A 25161-nucleotide genomic window follows, 5' to 3' on the forward strand; every position below is an offset into this window, starting at 1 on the left:
TCCCGTCGCGAGCATCGGGTCCGCGACGATGACGGTGTCCTCCGGGCGGATCTCGGGGAGCTTCACGTAGTCGATGGTGATCGGGAACTCGCCGTCGTCGGTCATCCCGGCCGCCTCGTCGCGACCGACACCACATGAGCGACGCGCCGACGACTGCGCCCTGCGACGCCTGCGGCGAGGCCACGACGGACGCGCTCGCGCGCACCGTCCGGCTGAGCGTCGACCGGGCGAACATCGACACCCAGCGGCTCTGCCCCGACTGCTTCGCCGACTGGATCCAGCGCTACCAGGACCGCCTCGGCTCCGGCGACGACGGGGGCGACGAGAGCTCCGAGATCATCGTCGACTGAGGCCGAACGCGTTCGCGTCGGCCGGCAACGTCCGTCTCGACCGCCCGTCTTAAGCCCCGGCGGGACGGACGCCGTGGTAATGGATCTCGCCATCGACGCCCCGACCCCGGCGGCGCCAGACTGCGCCGACGACGGGACGTGGCTCGCGTGTATCGCGTGCGACGAGACGTTCGCCCCGTTCGAGGCGGTGCGCTACACCTGTGACGAGTGCGACGGCCTGCTCGAAGTCCGGTACGACGACCCCCCGACGTTCGACGAGTTCGGGTCCGGCGCGTCCTCCGACGGCCCCGACCGCGGCGTCTGGCGCTACCGCGAGGGGCTCCCGTTCGACCTCGGCGTTACCCTCCCCGAGGGCGACACGCCGCTCCACCGCGTCCCGCGCATCGAGGAGGCGGTCGGCGTCGACGCGCTTCGGATCAAACACGAGGGGATGAACCCCACCGGCTCGTTCAAGGACCGCGGGATGACCGTCGGCGTCCGCGTCGCGAAGGAGCTGGGCGTCGGCGCGCTCGCGTGCGCCTCCACCGGCAACACCTCGGCCGCGCTCGCGGCCTACGGCGGCCGCGGCGGGATGCAGACCCTCGTCCTCCTCCCGGAGGGGAAGGTCGCCGCCGGGAAGATCGCGCAGGCGAGCCTCCACGGCGCGCGCATCCTGGAGGTCGACGGCAACTTCGACGCGTGCCTCGACATCGTCCAGGAGCTGGCCGCCCGCGGCGAGGCGTACCTGCTCAATTCGCTGAACCCGTTTCGGCTGGAGGGGCAGAAGACGATCGGCTTCGAGATATTAGAGGAGTTCTACGCCGACTACGGGACGTTCCCGGACCGCATCGTCCTGCCCGTCGGCAACGCGGGCAACACCTCGGCGCTGTACAAGGGGTTCCGCGAGCTCGTCCAGTCGGGCGCGCTCGACCCCGACGAGGTCCCCAAGCTCACCGGCGTCCAGGCGGAGGGCGCCGCGCCGATGGTCGAGGCGGTCGAGGAGGGGAACGACGAGATCCGCCGCTGGGAGGAGGTCGAGACGCGGGCGACCGCGATCCGCATCGGCAACCCCGTCAACGCGCCGAAGGCGCTCCCCGGCATCCGGAACACCGGCGGCACCGCCGTTGCCGTGAGCGACCCGGAGATCACCGCCGCGCAGCGCCACCTCGCCAGCGAGGGCGTCGGCGTCGAGCCCGCCTCCGCCGCGAGCCTCGCGGGCCTCAAGAAGCTCCGGCGCGAGGGCGTCGTCGACGACGACGAGCGCGTGGTCTGCCTGACGACCGGCCACCTCCTCAAGGACCCCGACGCCGCCTACGAGGCCGGCGGCGACCCCGAGCCGGTCCCGAACGACGCCGACGCCGTCGTCGACCACCTCCACGACTGATCGCCCGACGGGGCCGGTCGGTGCGGCCGCCCACCTCCCGCTCTCGACCCGCGCCCTCGACACCCCAGAGCCGTTGGCGCTATCACCGATTGCCGAACACGTCGCCCCGACAGTTTGTATTAAGTAGTAAACACTTGAACGACAGACAAGTTGATAGACGTCCCGACGACCGCACCGCTCGCCGCGCTCGCCGCCGTCGTTGCGGTCTGTGCGACGGCGGTCGCGTTCGACTCCCGCGACGAGTCGGGCGGTCGCGCCGCGGTCGCGTTCATGGCCGCGATCGCCTGGTGGTCCGCGGGGCTGTTCGGCGAGGCCGTCGCGACGACTGAGGCCGGGAAGCTGTTCTGGCTCAACGTCCAGTACCCCGCGACCGCGGTCGTCCCGGTCGCGGCGGTCGCGTTCGTCGCGTCCTACCTCGGCTACGACGCGTGGCTCTCCCGGCGCCGCCTGCTCGCGCTGCTCGCCCCGCTCGCCGCGTTGACCCTGCTGAGCTGGACGAACGATGTCCACGGGCTGGTCCGGACCGGGACCGACCTCGTCGCGGTCGGCTCGGGGACGGTGCTCGTCCGGGAGTTCGGCCCGGTGTGGTGGGTCGGCTGGCTCTACTCGCAGGTCCTGCTCGTCGGGACGTTCGCGACGCTCGCGTACGGCGTGTACGACTCGGCGCCCGCGTTCCGCGCGTCCGCGGGGCTGCTGCTCGTCGGCTCTGCCGCGCCGTGGGGCGCGCAGTTCGTCGTGCTCGGGGGCGGCCCGGCGTTCCGGCCCGAACTCCTGTTCGTGCTCACGGGCGTCGCATTCACGATCGCGGTCCGGCGGGGGCGGACGCTGGGCGTGACGCCGGTCGCCCGGCAGGTGACCCTGGAGGCGGTCCCCGACCCGATCGTCGTCGTCGACCGAAGCGGGCGGATCGCGGACGCGAACCCGGCGGCCCGCGCGTGGCTCGGCGAGGGCGTCGCGGTCGGCGTCCCGATCGCGGACGCGCTCGCCGACGCCCCGGAGGTCCGCGCCGCGTACCGCCGCGGCGAGGCCCCTGACGAACCGCTCCGCGTCGAGGTCGCCGGCGAGCCGCGGTTCGTCTCGCTCTCTGCCGTTTCGCTTCCGACGCTCGGCAGCCGCTCGCAGGGGACGGTGTTGCTGTTTCGCGACGTGACCGACTCGGAGCGCAACCGGCGGGACCTCGAAGTGGCGAACGACCGGCTCCAGACGCTGACGCACGCGCTGGCGCACGACATTAAGAACCCGTTGACGGTCGCGGACGGGTTCACGGACCTCGCGACCGCGGGCGACGAGGCGGCGGCCGAGCGGGTCGAGAGCGCTCACGACCGGATCTTCGAGATCGTCGACGAGACGCTCGCGGCCGTCGACCACCCGGACCCAGACGCCGGTGCCGAGTCGTTCTCGTTCGCGGCCGCGGCCGAGGCGGCTTGGCGGACCGCCGAGACGGCGGGAGCGACGCTGACGGTGGCGGGCGACGAGTCGTACGCCGCGGACAGGACTGCGGTGCGGAGCGTCTTGGAGAACCTCTTCCGGAACGCGGCTGTCCACGCCGGGTCCGACGCGACCGTCGCCGCCGTCGCGCTCGACGGCGGGTTCGCGGTCATCGACGACGGCCCCGGCGTCCCGCCGGCGGAGCGCGACCGCGTGTTCGACCGGGGCTACACGACTGCGGACGAGGGGACCGGGATCGGCCTCGCGTCGGTCGCGGCGCTCGCCGAGTCGCACGGCTGGACGGTCGGCGTCGGTGCGGGTCGCGGGGCCGCAGAAGGGGAAGCCTGCCTGTCGGACACGACGGTCGGCGACGGCGCGGCGTTCGTCGTCGCCTTCGGGGATCGACCGATCGAAGCCGTCGCGTCGCCCGTCGTCGCCGACGCGGACGCGCTCGTCGCGGTCTCGGAGTCGCCCGCGGCGGAGTCGTAGCCCGTCCGGGGACGGTCTGATCTCTTCTCCGGGGCTGCGCAGTACTCGCCGCCTACTCGGCGAGTCCCGCGTTACTCGTCCGCACGCCCGTCGGCGCCGTCCAGGGTGATCTCGGTGATCTCGACGACGCGGTCGTCCGCGAGCAGCTCCTCGGTCGCGGCGTCGGGGACGGCCGAGTCGAGGTTGTAGACGGTGAGCGCCTCCCCGCCCTGCGTCTCGCGGCCGTTGAACATCCCGGCGATGTTGACGTCGTGGTCGCCGAGGACGGTCCCGATGAGCCCGATGACGCCGGGCTCGTCGGTGTTTCGCGCGACGAGCATGTGGCCGTACGGGACCGCGTCGACCCGGAACCCGTCGATCCGGACGATGCGGGCGTCCTCGCCGGCGAACAGCGTTCCCTCGACCGCGATCTCGTCGTCGCCGTTGTGGACGGTGACGCGCACGAGGCTCTGGAAGTCGTCGGTCTGCCGGGTCTTCGACTCGGTCACCTCGATGCCGCGCTCCTCGGCGAGCCGCGGCGCGTTCACCGCGTTCACCTGCCACTCCAGCGGCTCGAAGACGCCCTTCAGGGCGCTCGCGGTGACGAGGTCGACGTCCTCCGCGGCGATGTCGCCCTCGTAGGTCGCCTCGACCCCGGTGATCCGACCGTCGAGCAGCTGGGCGGCGACCTTCCCGGCGGTCTCGGCCACGTCGATGTACGGCTCGATTCGCGGGAACGCGCTCTCGTCGACCGAGGGCGCGTTGAGCGCGGTGAGGACCGGCTCGTCGTCGAACGCCGCGAGGACGGCCTCGGCGGTGTCGACCGCGACGTTCTCCTGGGCCGCCTCCGTCGACGCGCCGAGGTGCGGGGTCAAGACGATCTCCTCGACGTCGAGCAGCGGCGAGTCCTCGGGGAGCGGCTCCTCGGCGAAGGAGTCGAGCGCGGCGCCGGCGAGGACGCCGTCCTCGACCGCCTCAGCGAGCGCATCCTCGTCGACGATGCCGCCGCGGGCGCAGTTGATGAGGTAGCCGCCCTCCAGCTTGGCCAGCTCGGCCTCGCCGATCATCCCCTCGGTCTCGGGGAGAAGCGGGGTGTGGATCGTCGCGAAGTCGCCCACGGCGAGCGCGTCGTGGAGGTCCTCGACGAGCTCCGCCCCCATCCGGTCGGCGCGCTCCTCAGAGATGTACGGGTCGTAGACGACGAGGTCCATCCCGAGCGAGTCGAGGCGCTTGGCGACTTCCTGCCCGACGCGGCCGAGGCCGACGATGGTGAGCGTCTTGTTGTTCACCTCGGTACCGAGGAACTCGCCTTTCGCCCACTCGCCGCCGATCAGGCGACCGTGCGCCTGCGGGATCGAGCGCGCGACGGCGAACGTCATCGCGACGGTGTGCTCGGCGGCGGCGCGGACGTTCCCCTCGGGGGCGTTTGCGACGATGACCCCGTGGTCGGTCGCGGCCTCGATGTCGATGTTATCGACGCCGATGCCCGCCCGGCCGACGATGACGAGCTCGCTCGCGGCCTCGAAGACCGCCTCGTTCACGTCGGTTCCGGACCGCACGATCAGCGCGTTGGCGTCGGCTGCGACGTCGAGCAGCGCCTCCCCCTCCGCCTCGTAGTCGGTGACGACCTCGTGGCCGGCGTCTCGGAGTCGGTCCAACCCCGCGTCCGCGATGGGGTCGGTCACGAGTACCTTCATGTCGAAACGCACCCGCGGCGCGGGGTTAACGCTTTCCTCATCGCGCCGTTTTGCCGCCCGAACGGATCCGCGCTCGTGGGTATCGACCCCTCTGTTTCGACTGGAGAATGCGCGTTCGTGGGTATCTTCGCCGCCGGTACTCCCTTTTATATTGGGCCGCACGTTCCGCGCATGAACCTCACGATCGCGTTCGTCGGCGTCGGCGCCATCCTCGCGCTGACCGCGGTGAGCGCCTTCTTCTCCAGCTCGGAACTCGCGGTGTTCTCCGTCCCCGGCCACCGGATCGACTCGCTCGTCGCGACCGACGCTCCCGGCGCCCGGGCGCTGTCGGCGCTGCGCGACGACTCCCACCGGTTCCTCGTCACGGCCTTGGTGAGCAACAACGTCGCCAACATCGCCGCCGCGTCGGTCGCGACCGCGGTGTTCGTCCGGTTCGGCTTCTCCGGCGGCCAGGCGGCCACGGGGTCGACGCTCGTCACCTCGGTGTTCGTCATCGTCTTCGGCGAGATCGCGCCGAAGTCGTACGCCGTCGCCAACGCGGAGCGACACGCGCTCCGGGTCTCCCGGATCGTCGTCGCGGTCCAGCGCGTGCTCCGTCCCGTCCTGTACGTGTTCGAGGCGGCCTCCGGCGTCGTCAACCGCTTCACCGGCGGCGAGTCCGCCATCGAGTCGTACCTCACCCGGGAGGAGATCGCGACGCTCGTGCGCTCCGGCGAGGTCGCGGGCGCGCTCGACCCTGACGAGGGCGCGATGATCCGGGGCGTCCTCGATCTGGAGACCACCACCGTCGCCGCGGTGATGGTCCCCCGGACCGACGTGGTCGCGCTCCCCGACACGGCGACCCCGGCGGACGCGCTCTCGCGGGCCGCGAGCGAGGGAGTCACCCGGATGCCGGTGTACGGCGAGAACCGCGACGACGTGGTCGGGGTCGTCGACGTCCGCGACGCGATCCGCGCCGACGAGAGCGGTGCCGACCTCGCGAGCGCGCTCAGCGAGCCGGCGTTCGTCCCCGAGACGAAGCCGCTCGACGAGCTGTTCACGGAGATGCGCGCGAGCGAGACGCGAATGGTGATCGTCGTTGACGAGCACGGCGCGGTCGTGGGAATCGCGACGTTGGAGGACCTCTTCGAGGAGGTCGTCGGCGAGCTGGTCGGCCGCTGGGAGACGGACGCGGTCGACGTGGTCGCGCCCGACGCCGCCGTGGTCCGCGGCTGGACGACGGTCGGCCACCTCAACGAGGCGCTCGGCCTCTCGCTGCCCGCGGACGCAGGCGTCGAGACCGTCGCGGGGCTCGTCACCCGTCAGCTCGGCCGGCTCCCGAAGGAAGGTGACCGCGTCGCGGTCGGCGAGGTCACGCTCGCCGTCACCGGCGCGACCGCGACCCGGGTCACGCGCGTCCGGGTCGAACACGCCGACGAGAACGGGTTCGCGGTCGACGCGTCTGTCGGTCCCGACGGCGGTGACGCCGGCTCGCTCGGGCCCGAGTGACCGCCGCTCCCCCGACGCTGCGGTCTCCACACACATTACCAAACATACATGTGATTCCGACGGTTCCCGAGAGACACGTCTCTGATCATGGTGAGCCGTTGGGCGTGTGGCCGGTGCGGGTTCGTCGCGTGGACGCGGGACCGCTCGGAGATGGTCGACGTGACCGGGTCCCACCTGCTCGCACACGACTCCGACGCGCTCTCTACGTCTGACTTCCGTGTAAGTTGGGACTGCCCGTACTGCGCCACGGCCAAGACCACCTACGACAGCGGCGGCGCCGTTGCCGAGTTCAAAAGGCACCTGTACGAACACGTCGCCGACCGGGTCGCCGACGGAACACACGTGGCCGAGCGGGTCAACTGGGACGGGGTCGTCCGCGTCGACGCGTCGGCCGCCGGCGACGAGGCCGACGCGCTCCGGACCCACTTCCACGCCGCCGCGGGGCTCGTGGTGGCCGTGACCCCCTCCCCGGAGCGGCTGGTCCGCGCGCTCGACGAGGCCCTCGACGCGTGGCCACGGCGGGCGGTGATCGTCAGCACCGGGGAGTACGACTTCGAGGCGACGCCCGATGTGGACTTCGAGGGCCGGAACGTCGAGATCGTCGAACTCGACCCGCGGCTCTCCCCGGCCGAGGTCGGCGAGACGGTCTCGCGGATCCTCGACGACAACCACGAACCCGGCGAGCGCGTCTCGCTGGAGGTGAGCGTTTTCCACCAGATCGTCGCCGCCTTCGACGTCGAACGGTCGGTGGCCTTCGTCCGTATGCTCGCCGCGCGCCTTGCCGACGCGGGCGGCGTCTTACAGCTGTACGTCGACGCGGACGCGGACCGTAACGTCGCCACCGTTCTGAACCTCCTCGACGAGACGATCGACCTGACGGTCGCGGTCGACGACGGGCAGTTCGTTCGGCGGCCGTGACTGCGGGAACTTGTCTCCCGTTCCCCGTCCTCGCTCACCCGTCGTAATCGCCCTTCACTCGGCGTCGCTGGGTCCAGTCACTCGGCGTCGCTGCGCTCTCACTCGTTGTAGCTCTCCGTGTAGTCCGCGGGCCAGCGGACGTAGACGTACTCCACGTCGCGGTCCGCGGCCGCCTCGACGACGGCCCGCTTGAACCGCCGCAACACCGCCCTGGCGCGCTCCCGCGCGGCGTCGGAGGCGGCCTCGTCGCCGGCGAGCGCGCGGAGGTTCCGCTTGATGTCGACCCCGAGGGCGGAGTCGGTCTCGTCGTCCGGCAGACCGTCCCCAGTCCCGCTCGTCGAGGCGATCCGGGGCAGGTACGCGGCGGCGAGATCGGCGACCAGCCGGTCGCGGTGGTCGAGCGCGTCGATCAGCCACTCGACCGCGGTCGAACGGTCCGCCGCGGTCGGGTCCGCGGATTCGAGGAGTTCGCAGTACAGCCACGCCGCGTACCGCTTGGTCTCGGTGTCGACGCGCTCCTCCGATCCCGCGGTCGCGTCGGCGGGCGCTGCCCTCCGGTCGGCTCCGGTTCGCTCCGCGGCGACTGCCCGGAACACCGCGAGCAGCCCGTCGGCCTCGAAGGGTCGCTCCGCGAGGAGCCGGTCGCGGACATCGCCCGCCGGGACGGCGTCCGCCTCGGCGATCACCGCGGCGACGGACCGCGCGGCTGCCCGGCGAACCGATGCCGAGGGGTCCCGCAGCGAGCCGAGCAACACGCCGGTCGCGTCCCGGCGACCGAGCGCTCCGAGCCGACGCACGACGGCGAGCCTGAGTCCCTCGTTGCCGCGCCGTGCCGCGCGCGCGAGCAGTTCGACCGCGTCGTCGCTCTCTATCGTGACAAGCGCGTCGACCGCGGCCCCGCGCACCAGGTCGTTCCGCGCGTTCACGAGCGGGCGAACCGCTTCGACCGCCTCCCCGCCCACCCGCGCGTACCCCCTGACGGCCCGAGCGCGGACCCGCGCGTCGCCGTCATCGAACGCCTCGCGGAGCCGGGGGGCGGCGCCCTCGTCGCCGACGGTCGACAGTCCGGTCGCCCCCAGCATCCGATACGCGGCCCGGTCGTGTCTCAGCCACCGCGAGAACGTCTCGGCAGCCCCGCTCGTCTTCCCGCTTCCGTCCTCGGCGCCGCCGCCTCGCCGGTCGGCAACCCGCCGCCCCAGTCGGTCGAGGTGGTCGTCGCCGTGGAAGTACAGCGACTCGATCGCCGCCGCGCGGACGGTCTCGTCGGGGTCGTCGAGCGCCGCCTCGAACAACCCATCCACGATCCGGCTCGCGGCGGCGCTCATCGAACTGGACGGGCTGCCGAGCGCCTCCGCCGCCTCGCGTCGCGTCGACGCGTCGAACCGCCGATCGAGCCGCGCCAACGCCGGGGGATCGTCGTCGGTCGGCCGCCCGCCGCGCCCGGTGCCGCCGCTCTCCGCCGATCCATCGGCCCCGTCCGGTCGTGGCCTGTCGTCCATCTGTGAACACCTCACCGATCCGGTAGATTAAACGTATGGCCGCGGCTATCACCGATGAGAATCCGACGCGACCGGCGCGCGGTGCCGCGTTATTCGAGTCCGAACCCCCGGACGACACCGTACTCTGGCCCGGACGCGGTAAGCGCCGACTTCACCAGCCGAATCTCGTCGACCGAGAACGTCCCGACTTCCGGATCTCCCGCGTCGAGCACGTTTCGGACCGCCTCTGCCCCGGTCGCGCTCTCCACGCGGGCCAGCGTCACGTGCGGCGTGAACGCGTGGTCTTTGGGGTCGACGCCGAGCGCGGTCGTCTCCGCTTCGAGCGCCTCGTAGAGCGCGGCGAGGTCGTCGCCGCCGCGGCCGACGCCCGCCCAGGCGACCGAGACGTACTCGCGGTTCGGAAAGACGCCGAGGCCGCGGATCTCGGCCTCGAAGGGGGAGACCGCGGCGCGGTCGACGGCGCGCTTGCCGGCGGCGGCCACGTCGTCGAGGGTGGGATCGCCCTCGTCGTCCTCCGTGCCGATGTCGCCGAGGAACTTCAGCGTCACGTGCGCCTGTTCGGGGTCGACCGGGTTGACGCCCGACGCGTCCGCGAATGGGGCCTGTGCCTCCGCGACGGCGGGCGCGAGCGAGTCCGGGAGGTCGACGGCGAAGAACGCTCGCATCTCGGTCGCCGGATCGGCCGAGCGACGGATACCGCTTGTGGTGGTCGAACCAGCGCCCTACATAAATACCACCGTATCAGTCCGGCATAATTCCCAGTAGTGACCCTCCCATACTCGCATGTGATGGCCACCACCGACTCCGCGCGACCGGACCCGCCCTCGGAGCGTCGGGCGCCGGCGCGCGAGATGTCGAGCGTCGCCCGCTCGGCGGACGGTCGCCGGATCGCCTACGCGACGTACGGGCCTCCCGACGGCGACCCGGTCGTCTTCTTCCACGGGACGCCCGGGTCCCGCCGGCTGGGCGCGCTCCTCGAACCGGCGGCGCGAGCGAACGATGTCCGCGTGATCGCGCCCGACAGACCCGGCTACGGACGCTCGCCCCCCCAGTCGGGTCGGACCGTCGGCGACGCCGCCGCGTCCGTGCGGCCCGTCCTGAACGACCTCGGAGTCGAGCGCGCGGCCCTCGTCGCGTTCTCCGGCGGCGCGCCCTACGCCCTCGCGACGGCCGCGTCGCTCGGCGACCGGGTCACCGGCGTCGACCTCGTCGCCGGCGCGACGCCGCCGTCGTTCGGCGACGACACGCCCGCGGTCCAGCGCCTCCTGTCCGGTCTCGCGGCCGCGACGCCGTCGGTCCTCGGGGCACTGCTCCGCGGTCAGGCGTGGGTCGCGTCGCGCGCGGACCCGTCGTTCGTGGTGGCCCAGTACGCCGAGGACGCCGACGCCGTCCCCGAGGACGCCGCGACCGTGGTGAAGGAGGACTTCCTCGCGGCGTTCGAGCGCCACCGGAACGGCGCGGTCACCGAGTTCCGCGACGCCGGCAGCGACTGGGGGATCGACCTCGACGCGGTCGACGCCCCGGTGCGCCTGTGGCACGGGACCGACGACGCGAACGTCCCCGTCGCCGGGGCGGAACGACTGGCCGAGGCGCTTCCGACCGCCGAACTCCGCGTCCTCGACGGCGCGGACCACCTCGGGACGCTCCTCCGGGCCGCCCCCGAGGCGCTGTCGCGTTCCCGCTGATCGCTGGCTCTCCCCCCGAGTTCGCCCCTGAAACGCCGTTTCGTCCCCACTGATCAATCCGGCCCTGCCCGAGTCCGTCCCCGAGACGCCGTTGCGTCCCCGCTGACCGGTTCGGCCCTCCTCTCCGACCTCGTCCCGGGTCCCTCCCGCGGGCGGTCCCGAACCACGCGGATTGATGTACGGCACGCTCGAACGTCGAGCGACGGCGTCATGAAACGGATCAGGTTCTCGGCCGCCTACCCCGAGCGGCTCCGCCACCCCCTCCACGAGGCGATCGCCGCCGACTCGCCGATCCGTCGCGCGGAGCTGCTGATGTGGAGCCCGACGGCGGACGCGACGACGCTGCTCTGGTTCGACGGCGACCGCGACGTGACGGCGTCTGCCCTCGACGCGCTCGACTCGCTGGTCGCGAGCAGCCTCGTGAGCGACGTCGACGGGACCTACGCGTTCCTTCGGCAGGACGCCTACGAGTTCCCGGCGGCGCTCCTCGACACCGTCGCGGCGTCGCGGGTGATCTTCCTCCCGCCGGTCGTCTTCCGCGAGTCGGGCGACGTCCGGTTCGAGGCAGTGGGCGCGACGGCGGCGCTCAGCGAGTTCCACGACGACCTCGCGACCCTCGCCGACCTCACTATCGAGTGGGTCCACGAGTTCGAGCGCCGACGGGAACCGTCGCGGCTGACCGACCGACAGCGCGCGGCGCTGGAGACGGCGGTCTCGACGGGGTACTACGAGGTTCCGCGCGAGGGGACCGTCGCGGACGTGGCGGCCGCGCTCGGCTGCGCGACGAGCACGGCCGGCGAACTGCTCCGGAAAGCCGAGGCGGCGGTCGTCGAGCGCGCCGTCGAATCGGCGTGACGGCCGCCGCCGTCCCGGACGCCGACCCGCCGTCGGTTCACAGCCGCTCGCGGAGCGTGTCGGCGGTCGCGTCGCCCACGCCGTCGACGTCGGTGAGGTCGTCCCGGGAGGCGTCGCGGACGTTCTCGACCGAGCCGAACCGCCGGAGGAGGCGGCGGCGCGTCTCGGGGCCGACCCCCGGCACGTCGTCGAGGACCGTCCTGACCTCGTCGCGGACGGTCTGGTGGTAGGAGACGGCGAACCGGTGCGCCTCGTCGCGCACGCGCTGGAGCAGGTGGAGCTCGGGGGCGTCGTCGTCCCAGCGCCGGGTCCCGGTCGGAGTGACGACCAGCTCCTCCGCCTTCGCGAGGGCGACGACGGGCACGTCCCACCCGGTCTCCGCGAGCGCGTCGCGGGCGGCCCCGAGCTGCCCCTCGCCGCCGTCGATGAGGAGGAGGTCGGGGTCCGGGCGGTCGTCCTCGCCGGCGAGCGCGCGCTCAGCGCGCCACCGGACCAGCTCGCGCATGTTCGCGTAGTCGTCGTTGCGTTCGGTGAGCTTCTTCCGGCGGTAATCGGCCGTCTCCGCGCTCCCGTCGACGAAACACACGTCGGAGCCGACCACGGCGGTGCCCTGCGCGTGGCTCACGTCGAACCCCTCGACGCGCTCGGGGCGGGCGATCCCGAGCCGGTCGCCGAGCGCGCCCACGGGGTCGTCGCGGCCGCCGCGCTTCCGGGCGTTCTTCAGCGCGAGTTCGACGAGCTTCGCCTCGCGGCCGGCGCCCGGGACCCGGACCGCGACCCCCTCGCGCTCCAGCCAGTCGACAACGTCCCGGTCGGCGGGTCGTTCGGCGAGGAGGACCGCGTCCGGGAACTCCCGCTCGGCGTAGTACTGCGCGAGGAACGCGCTGAGTACGGCGGCGGGGGTGTTGGCGTCGGGGTCCGCCGGGGTCGCGTCGCCGCCGGAGGCCCCCGATTCGGCCGCGTCCGCCACCGCCGCCGCGTCCAGCTGGTGGCGGCTCCGGTCGACCAGTTGCCCGCGCTCGCTGTGGAGCCGGGCCACCCGAGCCGTGTCGCCCTCGACCGCGGCCGCCAGCACGTCGACGGTGCGGTCGTCGTTCCGGTCGCTGACGGCCTCGCCCCCCTCGCCGTGGAACGCCTCGACCGCTTCGAGGCGGTCGCGGAGGTTCGCCGCGCGCTCGAACTCGTTCGCCTCGGCCGCGGCCTCCATGCGGCGTCGGAGGGGGTCGGCGAGGACGCCCGTCTCGCCCTCGAAGAAGCGCCGCGCGGCGGCCACGTCCTCGGCGTACGCCTCCGGCGATATCTCGCCGGTACACGGCGCCGAACAGATGCCCATCTCGTAGTCGAGGCAGGGGCGGTCGCGCCCCTCGTACTTGTGGTCCGAACAGCCGCGCAGCCGGTACTCGTCGCGGACCGCCTTCACCACGGTCTCGACGCGGCCCACGTCTGTGAACGGGCCGTACGCGACCGCGCCCGCCTCGGGGTCGCGGGTCACCTCGATCCGGGGCACCTCGTGGTCCGAGAAGGCGACCAACGGGTACGACTTGTCGTCCTTCAGCCGGACGTTGTACCGCGGGCGCAGCCGCTTGATGAGGTTCGCCTCGAGCAGCAGCGCCTGCGTCTCCGTGTCGGTGACCGCGAACTCGACCCGGTCGGCGCGCTCGACCATCCCTCGGATCCGGCCCGAGCGCGGGTCCGCGTACGACCGCACCCGGTCGCGGAGGTCGAGCGCCTTCCCGACGTACAGCGTCGTCTCCCCCGCCCGGAACTGGTAGACGCCCGGCTCCGTCGGGAGGTCTCGGGCCCGCTCGCGCACCGCGCCGGCGTCCATCGGTCTCGGATCGCCGTAGCCGCCCGACGCCATTGAACGCTGCGGGGGCGAGCCGAAGCGAGGTCACGGTCCGTTCATGTCACTTCGCGAACTGGGTAGTTATCAAACCTGAGTCACGGGGAGAACCGTTTATGCCGATGCTTGGGGGAGAGGGAAACAGATATGACGGGAGTTCGAGGGCTGTTACGGCGCGTGCTCGGGCGGGGAGGTGACTCCCGGTCGGTCCCCGACGGGGGCGTCGTCGTCGGGGAGCCCGCGGGGACGGACGACGCGACGGTCCCGGCCGGCGAGTCCGGTGGCCCGAGCGACGAGGAGTACAGCGTCACCGAGGCGGACGGCGTGGACCGGACCAAGACCTTAGGGGGTGCCGGCTTCGCCGAGGTGTTCAACGCCACGGGCGTCCCGACGTTCATCCTCGACACCGAGGGGAACGTCGCCGAGTGGAACGAGTCGCTCGCGGCGCTCACCGGCGTCGACCGCGCGGACGCCCTCGGCCACGACTACGCCTCGGAGCTATTCTACCCCGACGGTCGGCGCGCCGACACACTCGCGGACAAGGTGCTCGACGCGCCCGAGGACGCGGACGAGGTGTACGATGTCGAGCGGTCCGGATCGGCACGGATCCGCTACCGCGACACGAGCACGATGGTCGACCGCCACGGCGAGGAGAAGCACATCGAGTTCACCGCGACCCCGATGTACGACGGCGACGAGTTGGTCGGCGTGACTGAGGTCGTCATCGACCGCACCGAGAACGTCAACGAGCGCGAGGCGACGGCGGAGCTGGTCGCCGAGATCCGCCAGACCGCCGAGGAGATCGGGGAGGGAAACCTAGAGGCCCGCGCCGTCTGCCGCGAGGAGTGCGAAATTCTCAACGAAGAGCTGTTGAGCGTCATCGGCGTCGTAAACCGGATGGCGGAGAACCTCCAGACCCTCTCCGAGAGCGTCCACGAGAAGGCGCGCGACCTCGACGGCACCGTCGAGGAGGCGAGCGCCGCGGCAGCCGACATCGCCGAGAACGTCGACGAGCAGAACGAGCTCTTAGAGGAGAGCGTCTCGGAGATGCAGTCGTTCTCCGCGGGGATGGAGGAGGTCGCGGCGACGGCTGACCAGGTCGACTCCGCCGCGGTCGCGGCCGCCGACGCCGCCGACGAGGGGTTAGACGCCAGCGAGGACGCCCGCGAGGCGACCGAGGACGTGGTGGAGATCGGCGACGAACTCGTCGAGAGCGTCGGCGCGCTCTCCGAGCGCATGGACGACATCGAGGAGGTCATCGAGGTCATCTCCGACGTGGCCGAGCAGACGAACCTGCTCGCCCTGAACGCCAACATCGAGGCCGCCCGCGCCGGCGAGGGCGGCGACGGCTTCGCGGTCGTCGCCGAGGAGGTGAAGAAGCTCGCCGACGAGACCCGCGGCTACACCGAGGAGATCACGGAGAGCCTCGACAAGCTCCAGGCGCAGTCCGCGGAGACCACGACCGCGGTCGAGCGCTCGCACGACCGGATCGAGGACGCGGGCACCGAGATCGAGACGGTCCTCGACTCGCTCGAAGAGATCGCTGACGCGGTCGACGAGGCGGCCGCGGGCGTCGCGGAGGTCGCGCGCACCACCGACGACCAGGCGGCGACCGTCGAGGAGCTCACCTCGTCGCTGGAGGCGGTCCGCGAGCGCTCCGACCGCACCGAGGAGGCGACCGAACGCATCGTCGACGCCACCGACGACCAAGAGGCGGCCGTCGACGAGCTGATCGCCCGCGTCGAACAGCTCGACGCCAGATAACTCCCCTACCGCCCCCAGTCCCGTCCGCTTTCGCTCCCCCGTTCTCTCGGCACCGCCGAACGTTTAACCCCGCTCAGCCCCCACAAAACGTATGTCCGTTACGCCGCCCGGGCCGCTCGGCGACCCCCTGTTCGGGAACGGTCGCCAGTTCGCTGACGACCCCTTCGGTTTCCTCCGCGCCTGCGCCGACAGCTACGGTGACGTGGTGCGGCTCGACCTCGGTCCCAGAGAGACGTACCTGCTCACGAACCCCGCCGACGTCGAGCGCGTGCTCGTCGCCGACGCCGAACGCTACCGGAAGCCCCAGTTCGGCGACGACGCGATGGACACGCTGCTCGGCGACGGTCTCCTCATGAGCGACGGCGACACGTGGCAGCGCCAGCGCACGCTCGCGAACCCCTCGTTCCACAACCGCCGGATCGGCGCGCTCGACGGGACGATGGTCGACCACACGGAGTCGCAGCTCGCGGACTGGGCCGACGGCGAGGTCGTCGACATCCAGCTCGAGGTCGCCCGCCTCACCGTGAAGATCATCGTCTCGGCGATGTTCGGCGCCGACATCACCGACGAGGAGGTGAAGACGGTCCAAGAGAACTTGGAGCCGCTCGGCGCGCGGTTCGAGCCCGACCCGCGGCGGTTCCTGATCCCGAACTGGGTGCCGACCCGCGAGAACCGCGAGTTCGACGCCGCGATCGACACCCTCGAATCCGTCATCGACGGGATCGTCGACCGCCGCCGGGGCACGGAGCGCGACCCGAGCGTCGACCCCGCCGGCGCGGAGGGCGTCGCGGTGCCCGGCCCGGCCGGGGACGGCGACGGCGACCTGCCGATGGACCTGCTCTCAGTCCTCCTACGCGCCCGCGACCGCGGCGAGCAGACCGACGAGAACCTCCGCGACGAGCTGGTGACGATGCTGCTCGCCGGCCACGACACGACCGCGCTCGCGCTGACGTACACGTTCTACCTGCTCTCGAATCACCCTGAGGCTCGTCGCGAGGTCGAGCGCGAGGCCGAGACGGCGACCGCCGACGGCCCGCCGACCGCGGCCGACGTCCGCGACATGGCGTACACCGAGCGCGTGCTCAACGAGTCGATGCGCCTCTACCCGCCCGTCTACACCCTGTTTCGCGAGCCGAAGCTCGACGTGAAACTGGGGGGGTACCGGATCCCGGAGGGGTCCGCGCTGATGGTGTCGCAGTGGGTGACCCACCGGTCCGAGCGGTGGTACGACGCCCCCGAGACGTTCGACCCCGACCGCTGGACGCCCAAGCGCCGGAGCGAGCGCCCCCGGTTCGCCTTCTTCCCCTTCGGCGGGGGCCCGCGCCACTGCATCGGGAAGGCGTTCTCGCTGCTGGAGGCGAAGATCATCCTCGCGGAGATCTGCTCGCAGTTCGAACTCGGCTACGAGGGACCGGACCTCTCCTTGCGCGGCTCGCTCACCATGCACCCGAGCCATCCGGTGCCGATGCGGATCCGCGAGCGGTAGATGTCCGCCCCCGCCGACGCGTACTGCGCCCGGTGCGGCGATCCGCTCTCGAGCGGTCTCGTTGCGACCGACCGCCGCGCCTGCTGTCTCAACGCCACCCCGATCGCGGGCGTCTGCCCGACCCACGGGCCGGTGGGGCCGCACCACGCGGTCGAGGAACCGGACGCGGTCGACGACGCGTAACCTCCGGTTCGCCCTACAGATCGACCGTCGCCGCGACCTCCCGGTACTCCGGGTCCCACGCGTCGAGCGCATGGACGCGCCACCGGACCGGGTCGAACTCGGTCTCGACGAGGTCGGCGACCGCGCCCGGTTCCGGGTCGCCGCCCCGCGCCAGCGTCACGTGCGGGACGTACGCGTCGCCCTCGATTCCCTCCACCGTCCCGAACGCCGCACAGAGCCTGCGGTGAAGCCGAACGAGCCCGTCGCTCTCGACCGTCAGATACACGATCGGCCGCGACCCCGACCGCGGCGCGTCGAAGACGTCGCTCCCGGTCACGGCGACCTCGAACGGGTCGGCGGGCGCGAGCGGTCGACGAAGGCGTTCGCGCAGCCGGTCGAGGGCCTCCTGACGAGGCGGGACGGGTCGGTCCCCTCCACGTTCCTCGCCCCCCTCGCCCTCTCCGCGTTCATCGCCCCCGTCGCGCTCTCCGCGTCGCACGTTCTCGACGCCGAAGCGCTTACAGACGAGGGTGTGACGCTCGCGGACGCGATCGAACCCCGTCAGTTTCGGGTGGAGATCGCCGGCGAGGCGGTCGATCGCGGGCGGGAGCGGGACGTTGAGGCTGAACACGTCGGCGTCCGCCTCAGATCCGATCGGTGAGGTGTAAGGCGATCACGACGACGAGCGCGATCCCGATCAGCGTCGGGAGGGCGTCGAGCAGCCAGAAGGCGACCTCGAGGACGGCCCCGACGATCTCTAGGAGAAGCCACACGACGACGAGCAGCAGCACGATCTTCAGGAGGTCGTCGGTGTCGATCTCGGCGCGGTTCATGGCCGGACGGGGGTGCGGCAGCGATAAAAAGACGGTGGTAAAACCGGGCGCTCGCTACGCGATCTTCTCGTACTGCTCGGAGAGCTTCTCGGCGGCCTCGTCGAGCAGTTCGGCCTCGTACTCGTCGAGGTCCCACTCGACGACCTCCTCGACGCCGTTCGCGCCGAGCTTCGCGGGGACGCCGAGCGCGGTGTCGTCGTAGCCGTACTCGCCGTCGAGCACGACCGAACAGGGGAGCACCTCGCCGGTGTCGTTGAGGATGGCCTCGACGGTGTGGGCGACGCCGGTGGCGGGTCCCCACTGCGTCGCGCCCTTCCGGCTGATCACGTCCATCGCGGACTCCTGGAGGTCCGCGAGGATCTGCTCTTTCTCGTCGGCGTCGAACGACGGGTCGCGGCCGTCGACGCGCACCTTCGAGAAGACGGGCGCCTGCGCGTCGCCGTGTTCGCCGAGGATCGTCGCCTCGACGTTCTGGACGGGCGCGTCGAAGCGCTCGGAGAGGACGTAGCGGAAGCGCGCGGAGTCGAGCCGGCCGCCGAAGCCGACCACCTTGTGGCGGTCGCGGTCGCCCGCCTCGTAGAGGTGGCGGTTGAGCAGATCGACCGGGTTCGAGGTGGTGACGGTGACGAAGTCGTCGTTGTGCTCGGCGATCGAGGACCCGATGTCCTCCATGATCGGCGCGTTGTCGCCGGCGAGGTCGATCCGGGTCTGCCCCTCCTTGCGCGGGATGCCCGCCGTGATGACGACCACGTCCGAGCCGGCGGTGTCCTCGTACTCGCCCTGCCGGACGGTCGTGTTCGAGTCGTACGCGACGCCGTGGTTCGCGTCGGCGGCCTGTCCGATCGTCGTCTCGCGCTGGTCCGGAATGTCGACGAAGACGAGCTCGTCGACCACGTCGCGTAACGCGAGGTTGTAGCCGGCCGCGGCTCCGACGGTCCCCGCCGCACCGATAACGCTGACCTTTGTCATACCGTGTAGATTCGCGACCGGCCGGTGAGTAAACGTTTCGGAACCCCGCTAACGTTCGTGACCGTCGTCGCGAAACCCCTAACTCCCGCGGCGTCGAAGCGTCGCCTCGTGCCGACGTTCCGCTACCCGTGCCCCGGCTGTCGGACGACGAACAGCCTTCACGACGCCGACTGTGAGTTCGAGGGCGTGAGCTGGCCGACCGTCGAGAAGGCGTACACCGACCTCCTGTCGGTGCTGTCCGCGGAGCCCGACGGCCTCCCGGAAGCGGCGCTGCGGGACGCGGTCCCGGCGGAGTGGGGCGGGCTCCACAAGGCCGCGCTCGGCGCGCTCCGCCGCGACCAGCGCGTCGTCGAGGACGGCGACCGGCTCCGCCTGCTCACCGCCGCGGAGTTCAAGGAACGCGTCTCGGAGCCGACTCGCGACCCGATGCGCACCGTCTACGAGCACGGCTCGGTCCCGGGCTGTCACGACAACGCGGTGTTCGCGATGGTGGCGTGGTACGAGATGGTCGGGCTCTCGTGGCCCGAGACCCGCGAGAACGTGATCGAGTGGCTCCGCGAGTCGGGCGCGTGGGACCGCGGCGGCTTCGAGGAGTCGACGCCCGGCGAGCTCGTCGACGCCAAGCGCCACGTGTACGACGAGGGGTACGGCTGGAAGGAGAAGGGACAGGCCGCGAAGCGCGTCATCGAGCGGCATCTGTAGCGCCGGTTCGTCCGGAGCGCGGACCGGACGGACCGCCGCCCCACGACAGCTTTACCCCCGCCGTCGCCGTCGTACCCGACGAATGGCCCTCGACCTCGTTCCCGCGTGGCCCGCCGTCGGCTCCCTCGCGGGCGGGGCGGGGGCGCTCGCGCTCGCGTGGGCGATCCGCGAACACCGCGGCCGCCCCGGCGTCGACTGGTTCCTCGGCGTGTTCGCCGCGCAGGCGACGTGGTGTCTCTCCTACGGCGTCGGCCTGCTGGTCTCCGAACCGGCGATCCGAGCCGCGCTGGAGGCGACGATGTGGCTGGGCGTGATCTGGACAGGGATCGCCTTCCTCGGGTTCGCACTGGAGTACACGGGCCGGAGCGACGTGGTCCGGAGCCGCCTGTTCGCGGCGGTCGTTGGGTTCGGCGCACTCTCGTCCGCGCTCGTCGTCACGAACTCGCTCCACGGTGTCTTCTGGACCGACTTCGCGCGCGACCCCGTCTTCGGCGTCGAGACCGTCTCGTACGCGTTCGGGCCGTGGGCGTACCTGACGGTCGCCGCGGAGACGGTCCTCGTCGCCAGCGCCGTGTTCCTCCTCGTCGACACGCTGCTCAGCTACGGGCCGCTGTACCGCCGCGAGAGCGCCGCGGTCGCGCTGAGCTCGCTGCCGCCCGGGTTCGCGCTGGTCGCGTGGGCGCTGGCGCTCGGCCCGGTGCCCCAACTCCAACTCGCGCCGGTGATGTTCGTCCCGCACCTGCTCCTCGACGCGTACGCGTTCGACCGCGCGGAGATGTTCGACCGGAACCCGACCACCAGCCGCGCCGCGGAGCGCACCGCGATCGACGACCTCCGCGACCCCATCGTGGCGCTGGCGCTCGACCGCCGCATCGTCCGGATCAACCCCGCGGCCGAAACGGTGCTCGGCGTCGACGCCCAGACCGCCCGCGACCGCCCGCTCGCCGATTTCCTCGATCTCCCGGTCCGCATCGGCGACGCGGGCGAGGGCGAACCGGACGGCGGCGAGTCCGGCCCGGACGACGAAGCGGGCGGTTCCCGCGAGACGGTCGAGATCGACGCCGGCGACGGCGCCCGCAGCCGCACGTACGCGGTGTCGGTCTCCCGGCTCACCGACCCCAACGGTACCCACGTCGGGTACACTCTCGTCCTCTCGGACGTCACCGACCGCGAGCGCCGACGCCAGCAGCTGGAGGTGCTCAACCGCATCCTGCGTCACAACCTCCGCAACGACGCGGGCGTCGTCCGCGGGTACGGCGAGATCCTCCGCGATCGCGTCGACGACTCGGAACTCGTTCAGATGGCCGACGCGGTCGAGCGTCGCGCGGGCGCGCTGGCCGCGCTCGGCGAGAAGGCCGGGACCGTCGAGCGGCTGCTCGAAGATCGGGACCCCGAGCCGACGGACGTGCGCGACCTCGTGACATCGGCCGTCGCGGACGCCCGTGGCCGCGACGACGCGGCGATCGAGCTCGTGGTCGACGGCGAGCCGACGACCGCCGACGGCGGGGCGGCGACTTCCGTCGGCGAGCGGACGACCGGAGACGCCGACGCCGACGAGTGGGTCACGCGGGTCCGGCTCGACGCGCTCCGCGCGGTCGTCGAGAACACGGTGGAGAACGCGCTCGATCACCACGACGGTCAGGGAACAGAACGCGATGACGGCGGGGCGTGGGTGCGGGTCGCGCTCCGTCGAGAGGAGCGCGGAGGCGACGGCGGCCACGAGGGCGAGGGCGACGCGCGGTTCGTGCTCACCGTCGCGGACGACGGGCCCGGGATCCCCGAGCACGAAGTCGAGGCGGTCGAGTCGGGGCGGGAGACCGCCCTCGAACACGGCTCCGGGCTGGGCCTGTGGGTCGTCGCGTGGGGCGCCGCCGCGGTCGGCGCCGACGTCGAGTACGCCGACCGGGAGCCGCGGGGGACGCGGGTGACGGTGTCGGTTCCGGTCGTGGACGATCTATAAGACGTGTGACTCGCCGTACGCCTGTGCCTTCAGACGATCGTAGCGCTCTCCCGAGTCGAGTACCCACTTACACTCGAGTCCGGGCGGTGGGGTGCCAGTCGAGGAACGAGCGAGTCTCTTCGACCCCGAAGCGGATCGTTTCGCGGCCGTACGACGGTGAGAGGCCAATCTCCTCGAATAGATTCAAAAAGAACTCCTGACGGTCGTCTCGGTGTCGTATCCGTATTGCTGCTCTCGGTTCGCCGTACTCCTGAACATCGAGACACCCGTCACAGACGTACCACATCTTGGCGATCCGTGGCGTCAGCGATAGACTCTCTGGGAACCGCTTCTCGCCGGATCGGTACCACCGACGAAGTGACCGCATGAACGGGTGGGATCGCGATATGACGGTATACCTATCGTGATAGTTCTCAGCCCTCGCATTTGGACTGAACCCCGATTCACGGTTACTATGTGCCAGCTCCGCTGCCGTCTTTTTTTAATCGGACACCGGTCTTAACACCCCCATCTCGTGGTCGAACCACTCCAAGGATTGCTTGTTAACCATCGAGAGACGGAACAGGCCGTGAGCACCGTCGTTCGTCTTTGGGACGGCCCCGTCACCCATGAAACAGCCGACGAGGATCTCGCGAAGGTACGTGGGTGTTTCGAGGTAGTAACAGCTTCCGCGTGCCCAGTGACTACCGACCCGCTTGAACGACTCTCCGCATCCTGGACACGCTTCCCTCGGTAATTTACTCGCTCTGAATCCTCGGTGCAAGCATATACGTTGCCTGTCCGAGCCCCTCGGCGAAGCCGTAGTGGAGCTTGACGGGGAACTCCTCGCCGAGCTCGACGGTGACCTCGGCGTCGGAGGGGATCGCCTTGTTCATGTCCTTGAGGTAGTCGAGGCTGAACAGCGAGTCAGCGGGGCCGGCGGTGAGCGCGATGAGGTCCTCGCGGTCGAGCTTGAGGTTCACGTCGTCGGTGTCGCCCTCGGCCTCGATGAAGAACGCCTCGTCGCCCTCGTCGACGCGGAGGCGGATGTGGTCGGAGACCATGTCGGCGGCCTTGATCCCGCGGTCGAGCTGGGCGCCCTCGACGACGATCTCGGAGGCGAGATCGAGGTCCGGGATGTCCGGCTCCTGGCGGATCGAGTCGGGGTCGATGAGCGCGAGGGTGTACGAGAGGCCGTCGATCTCGATGTGGAGCTTGCGGGTCTCCTCGTCGAGTTCGAGGTGGATCAGGTCGCCCGAGTTGGCCATGCCGGCGATGTCCTCCAGGCGGGCGAGGTTGACGCCGATGACGCCGCCGTCGGCGTCGTAGGACTCGAACGCGGCCGCCTCCAGCGTGAGGTCGACCATGCCGACGTTGGCGGGGTCGACGGCCCGGATGGAGAGCTCCTCCTCGTTCAGGCGGATCTTACACTCGTCGACCAACACGCTCACCGAATCGAGCGCGTCCTGAAACGTCGACGCGCCCACGATGGCCTTGAACATATACGTTCGGCTAGGGCGGTATCCCCTAAAAAGACACCCGATCGGGTCGGCACGGAAACGCTCAAACCGACCGGATGAGCCGGGCGACGACGACCCCGAGCGTCACCACGGCTCGCAGCGGGCGGAGCCGTTCGAGCCGGTATTCGAGGGTCTCCGCCTCGTCGGCGTCCCGGCCTCTCGCCTCCGCGTCCGCGCCGTCGTCCGCCGGATCGCGCGTGAGGTCGCGGGGCTCCTCGCTACCGGGGCCGCGGGGCGCTCCGTCGCCGGGGTCGGGCGGCTCGGATCGGCCCGTCCGTCGGGGCGCCGTCGGCCGGCTCCGCGAGCGGTGTCGGGTTCACGTCGGTGCGCTCGGGCGCTGGCAGTGGCTCGTCGACCGTGTGTGGCCTGCGCCGCGCCAGGCGGTACACGACGGTACGAGGGTAATTCATGAGTAGACGAGCCGAACGCAAGACGGAACTGAAACTCGTCCGCGCGGGATCGGGCTCCCGGACCGATCGCGCCGGTCGTCGCGCGCGGCCCTCAGACGAGCGGCTCGACGAGGTCGCGCCCCTCGGCGAGCAGGTCGTCGACGGCCTCGTCGGAGTCGGCCTCGGCGTACACCCGGAGCTTCGGCTCGGTGCCCGAGGGGCGGACGAGCAGCCACGAGCCGCTCTCTAAGAGGAGCTTGAACCCGTCGAGCGTGACGACCTTCGCTACGGGGGACCCGCCGACTGCCTCCGGGATGTGGTCCTCCAGCTCGTCGAGGACCGCTTCCTTCCGGTCGTCCGGGCAGTCGAGCGACACTTTTCCGGCCGCGATGTGGCCGTGCTCGTCGAGCAGGCGGTCGACGCGCGCGTCGAACGGCTCGGCGGCGTGGGTCGCGGCCGCGAGCAGCCCCATCAGCACGCCGTCCTTCTCCCGGACGTGACCGCGGAGGGTGAACCCGCCGGACTCCTCGCCGCCGAACAGCGCGTCGTGCTCACCCATCGCCTCGGCGACCCACTTGAAGCCGACCGGGGTCTCGTACACCGCCTCGCCGTGCGCCTCGGCGATGCGGTCGACGAGGAACGTCGTCGAGACGGTGCGGACCGCGGGCCCGGAGTCGGTCTCCAAGAGCCGGTCGTAGCAGGCGGCGTAGAAGAGGTTCGCGTCGAGGACGCCGCGCTCGGGCGTGACGACCGCGATCCGGTCGGCGTCGCCGTCGTTGGCGATCCCCAGATCCACGTCGCTCTCGGGGTCGGTGACGCGCTCGGCCAGTTCTCCGAGGTGTTGGGCCGACGGCTCGGGGGAGTCGCCGCCGAAGGTCACGTCGCGCTCGCAGCGCAGGCGCTCCACCTCCGCGCCGGCCGACTCGAGGAGCGCGTCCGTGACGCCGCGCCCGCTCCCGTGCATCGCGTCGTACGCGACCGTGAGCCCGTCGAGGTCGACGCCGTCCCCGTCTCCGGCGACGCGGCCGACGACCTCGCGGGCCGCGTCGGCGTGTTCGCTCACGAGGTCGACCCGAGAGATGTCGCCGCGCTCGGCTTCGGGGAGCAGGTCGGGCTCGGCGAGCCGGTCGACGACATCCTCGGTCACGTCCGGCAGCGCCGGCGCGCCGTCGTGCGGGATGAACTTCACGCCGTTGTACTCGGGCGGGTTGTGCGAGGCGGTGATCATACACGCGCCGGCCAGTCCGCGGTCGACGATAGCGTGGGCGATCACCGGCGTCGGCGCGTCGCGCTCGGGGAGGATCACGTCGAAGCCGTTGCCCGCGAACACCTCCGCGAGGCTCTCGGCGAACCCCTCCGAGGTCTCGCGGGCGTCGTACCCCACCGCGACCGGTTCGTCGTGCCCCGCCGCGTCGAGGTGGTCGGCGATCGCCTGTCCCACGATCCGCACGCGCTCGTCGGTGAACGTGTCGAGTGTCGCGCGCCACCCGTCCGTGCCGAAGGCTATCTGGTCCATGTCGGCCACGTCGGCGGCGGGGACAATAATGCCCCGTGTCGGCCGCGAAGGTTGCGCGAGCGGATCGCCCGCGGCTATTGATAAATAAACCGCGGCGGCGCGTGCCTCCGAACGCCCGCAGGGCGTGAGGAGCACGCGCGAGGGAGTCGGACCGGCGCGATAATGAGTATGAAAACTTTTGTTAGTTAAGCTTGATAGAAGAGTAATGGAGCGCTCACGTCGAAAAGAGATTGAGCATCACTTGACTGAGGAAGAAATCGATGAACTGCTACGTGAGGCCGAAGACG

22 protein-coding genes and 1 pseudogene are annotated in these 25161 nt (G+C 71.3%); 12 read left to right on the plus strand and 11 right to left on the minus strand.

The genetic code is table 11. From position 1 onward, the window contains the following. Window positions 1-126, minus strand: a pseudogene (locus tag EXE47_RS16735) (uracil phosphoribosyltransferase); the annotation flags it as partial. Between the two features lie 8 nt (window positions 127-134). Here EXE47_RS16735 and EXE47_RS16740 point away from each other — a divergent pair. From EXE47_RS16740 to EXE47_RS16750, 3 genes are all read left to right on the plus strand, one after another. Further along, window positions 135-350 carry a hypothetical protein gene (locus EXE47_RS16740; RefSeq protein WP_049932009.1) on the plus strand — a complete coding sequence of 72 codons (216 nt, stop codon included), beginning with the start codon at window positions 135-137 and terminating at the stop codon, window positions 348-350. A 79-nt stretch (window positions 351-429) separates the two neighbouring features. Then, window positions 430-1713 carry a threonine synthase gene (gene thrC, locus EXE47_RS16745; RefSeq protein ID WP_049932011.1) on the plus strand — a complete coding sequence of 428 codons (1284 nt, stop codon included), beginning with the start codon at window positions 430-432 and terminating at the stop codon, window positions 1711-1713. A gap of 150 nt (window positions 1714-1863) precedes the next feature. After that, window positions 1864-3630, plus strand: a complete 1767-nt coding sequence (locus EXE47_RS16750) for a histidine kinase N-terminal 7TM domain-containing protein (RefSeq protein WP_089308522.1) — start codon at window positions 1864-1866, stop codon at window positions 3628-3630. 71 nt (window positions 3631-3701) lie between these two features. On the opposite strand, the gene serA is transcribed toward EXE47_RS16750, so the two are convergent. Further along, window positions 3702-5306 carry a phosphoglycerate dehydrogenase gene (gene serA / locus EXE47_RS16755; RefSeq protein ID WP_049932012.1) on the minus strand — a complete coding sequence of 535 codons (1605 nt, stop codon included), beginning with the start codon at window positions 5304-5306 and terminating at the stop codon, window positions 3702-3704. A 171-nt stretch (window positions 5307-5477) separates the two neighbouring features. Here serA and EXE47_RS16760 point away from each other — a divergent pair, with 171 nt between their 5' ends. After that, on the plus strand, window positions 5478-6794 hold the full coding sequence (locus EXE47_RS16760; protein WP_049932014.1) for a hemolysin family protein: 1317 nt from the start codon (window positions 5478-5480) through the stop codon (window positions 6792-6794). An 87-nt stretch (window positions 6795-6881) separates the two neighbouring features. Then, window positions 6882-7712 carry a hypothetical protein gene (locus EXE47_RS16765; protein ID WP_086216894.1) on the plus strand — a complete coding sequence of 277 codons (831 nt, stop codon included), beginning with the start codon at window positions 6882-6884 and terminating at the stop codon, window positions 7710-7712. Window positions 7713-7810: 98 nt separating this feature from the next. Here the strand turns inward: EXE47_RS16765 and EXE47_RS16770 are convergent, their stop codons facing one another. Together EXE47_RS16770 and thpR are read right to left on the minus strand one after the other, a co-directional pair. Next, window positions 7811-9211, minus strand: coding sequence for a HEAT repeat domain-containing protein (locus EXE47_RS16770; protein ID WP_086220249.1), 1401 nt, complete (start codon window positions 9209-9211; stop codon window positions 7811-7813). Window positions 9212-9300: 89 nt separating this feature from the next. Continuing rightward, window positions 9301-9876 carry an RNA 2',3'-cyclic phosphodiesterase gene (gene thpR, locus EXE47_RS16775; protein WP_089308521.1) on the minus strand — a complete coding sequence of 192 codons (576 nt, stop codon included), beginning with the start codon at window positions 9874-9876 and terminating at the stop codon, window positions 9301-9303. A 123-nt stretch (window positions 9877-9999) separates the two neighbouring features. Here thpR and EXE47_RS16780 point away from each other — a divergent pair, with 123 nt between their 5' ends. Both EXE47_RS16780 and EXE47_RS16785 read left to right on the plus strand, forming a co-directional pair. Next, window positions 10000-10896, plus strand: a complete 897-nt coding sequence (locus EXE47_RS16780) for an alpha/beta fold hydrolase (protein ID WP_049932016.1) — start codon at window positions 10000-10002, stop codon at window positions 10894-10896. A gap of 210 nt (window positions 10897-11106) precedes the next feature. Next, window positions 11107-11751 carry a helix-turn-helix domain-containing protein gene (locus EXE47_RS16785; protein ID WP_089308520.1) on the plus strand — a complete coding sequence of 215 codons (645 nt, stop codon included), beginning with the start codon at window positions 11107-11109 and terminating at the stop codon, window positions 11749-11751. Between the two features lie 37 nt (window positions 11752-11788). Here the strand turns inward: EXE47_RS16785 and EXE47_RS16790 are convergent, their stop codons facing one another. Next, complete coding sequence (locus EXE47_RS16790; protein ID WP_089308519.1) at window positions 11789-13579, minus strand: excinuclease ABC subunit C; 1791 nt, start codon at window positions 13577-13579, stop codon at window positions 11789-11791. A 162-nt stretch (window positions 13580-13741) separates the two neighbouring features. On the opposite strand from EXE47_RS16790, the gene EXE47_RS16795 reads away from it, so the two are divergent. The 3 genes from EXE47_RS16795 to EXE47_RS16805 all read left to right on the plus strand — a co-directional run bounded on the left by EXE47_RS16795 (window position 13742) and on the right by EXE47_RS16805 (window position 17027). After that, on the plus strand, window positions 13742-15358 hold the full coding sequence (locus EXE47_RS16795; RefSeq protein WP_089308518.1) for a methyl-accepting chemotaxis protein: 1617 nt from the start codon (window positions 13742-13744) through the stop codon (window positions 15356-15358). Window positions 15359-15449: 91 nt separating this feature from the next. Next, complete coding sequence (locus tag EXE47_RS16800) at window positions 15450-16844, plus strand: cytochrome P450 (RefSeq protein ID WP_049932021.1); 1395 nt, start codon at window positions 15450-15452, stop codon at window positions 16842-16844. Further along, window positions 16845-17027, plus strand: coding sequence for a hypothetical protein (locus tag EXE47_RS16805; RefSeq protein WP_049932022.1), 183 nt, complete (start codon window positions 16845-16847; stop codon window positions 17025-17027). It begins immediately after the preceding gene. A 13-nt stretch (window positions 17028-17040) separates the two neighbouring features. Here EXE47_RS16805 and EXE47_RS16810 read toward each other — a convergent pair whose 3' ends face one another. From EXE47_RS16810 to mdh, 3 genes are read right to left on the minus strand one after another with little or no spacing between them, the layout of a single operon-like run. Continuing rightward, window positions 17041-17637, minus strand: a complete 597-nt coding sequence (locus tag EXE47_RS16810) for a 2'-5' RNA ligase family protein (protein WP_089308517.1) — start codon at window positions 17635-17637, stop codon at window positions 17041-17043. A 13-nt stretch (window positions 17638-17650) separates the two neighbouring features. After that, window positions 17651-17839 carry a hypothetical protein gene (locus EXE47_RS16815; protein ID WP_049932025.1) on the minus strand — a complete coding sequence of 63 codons (189 nt, stop codon included), beginning with the start codon at window positions 17837-17839 and terminating at the stop codon, window positions 17651-17653. 54 nt (window positions 17840-17893) lie between these two features. Continuing rightward, window positions 17894-18808 carry a malate dehydrogenase gene (gene mdh, locus EXE47_RS16820; RefSeq protein WP_049932026.1) on the minus strand — a complete coding sequence of 305 codons (915 nt, stop codon included), beginning with the start codon at window positions 18806-18808 and terminating at the stop codon, window positions 17894-17896. Window positions 18809-18916: 108 nt separating this feature from the next. Between mdh and EXE47_RS16825 the strand changes: the two genes are divergently transcribed. Continuing rightward, a complete protein-coding gene (locus tag EXE47_RS16825) occupies window positions 18917-19510 on the plus strand; it encodes a hypothetical protein (RefSeq protein ID WP_049932148.1) in 594 nt (197 codons plus the stop codon). A gap of 82 nt (window positions 19511-19592) precedes the next feature. Further along, window positions 19593-21470, plus strand: a complete 1878-nt coding sequence (locus tag EXE47_RS16830; protein WP_089308516.1) for a histidine kinase N-terminal 7TM domain-containing protein — start codon at window positions 19593-19595, stop codon at window positions 21468-21470. Between the two features lie 67 nt (window positions 21471-21537). Here the strand turns inward: EXE47_RS16830 and EXE47_RS16835 are convergent, their stop codons facing one another. The 3 genes from EXE47_RS16835 to EXE47_RS16845 form a co-directional block, all read right to left on the minus strand. After that, complete coding sequence (locus tag EXE47_RS16835) at window positions 21538-21756, minus strand: hypothetical protein (RefSeq protein WP_137708525.1); 219 nt, start codon at window positions 21754-21756, stop codon at window positions 21538-21540. A 451-nt stretch (window positions 21757-22207) separates the two neighbouring features. After that, window positions 22208-22951 (minus strand): DNA polymerase sliding clamp, encoded by a 744-nt coding sequence (locus EXE47_RS16840; protein WP_089308514.1) that lies wholly within the window; start codon window positions 22949-22951, stop codon window positions 22208-22210. Between the two features lie 519 nt (window positions 22952-23470). After that, on the minus strand, window positions 23471-24874 hold the full coding sequence (locus EXE47_RS16845) for a phosphoglucomutase/phosphomannomutase family protein (RefSeq protein WP_089308513.1): 1404 nt from the start codon (window positions 24872-24874) through the stop codon (window positions 23471-23473). Window positions 24875-25161 lie beyond the last annotated feature (287 nt).

Origin of the sequence: Halorubrum sp. GN12_10-3_MGM (genome assembly GCF_005435235.1) — an archaeon.
Taxonomy (GTDB): Archaea; Halobacteriota; Halobacteria; order Halobacteriales; family Haloferacaceae; genus Halorubrum; species Halorubrum ezzemoulense.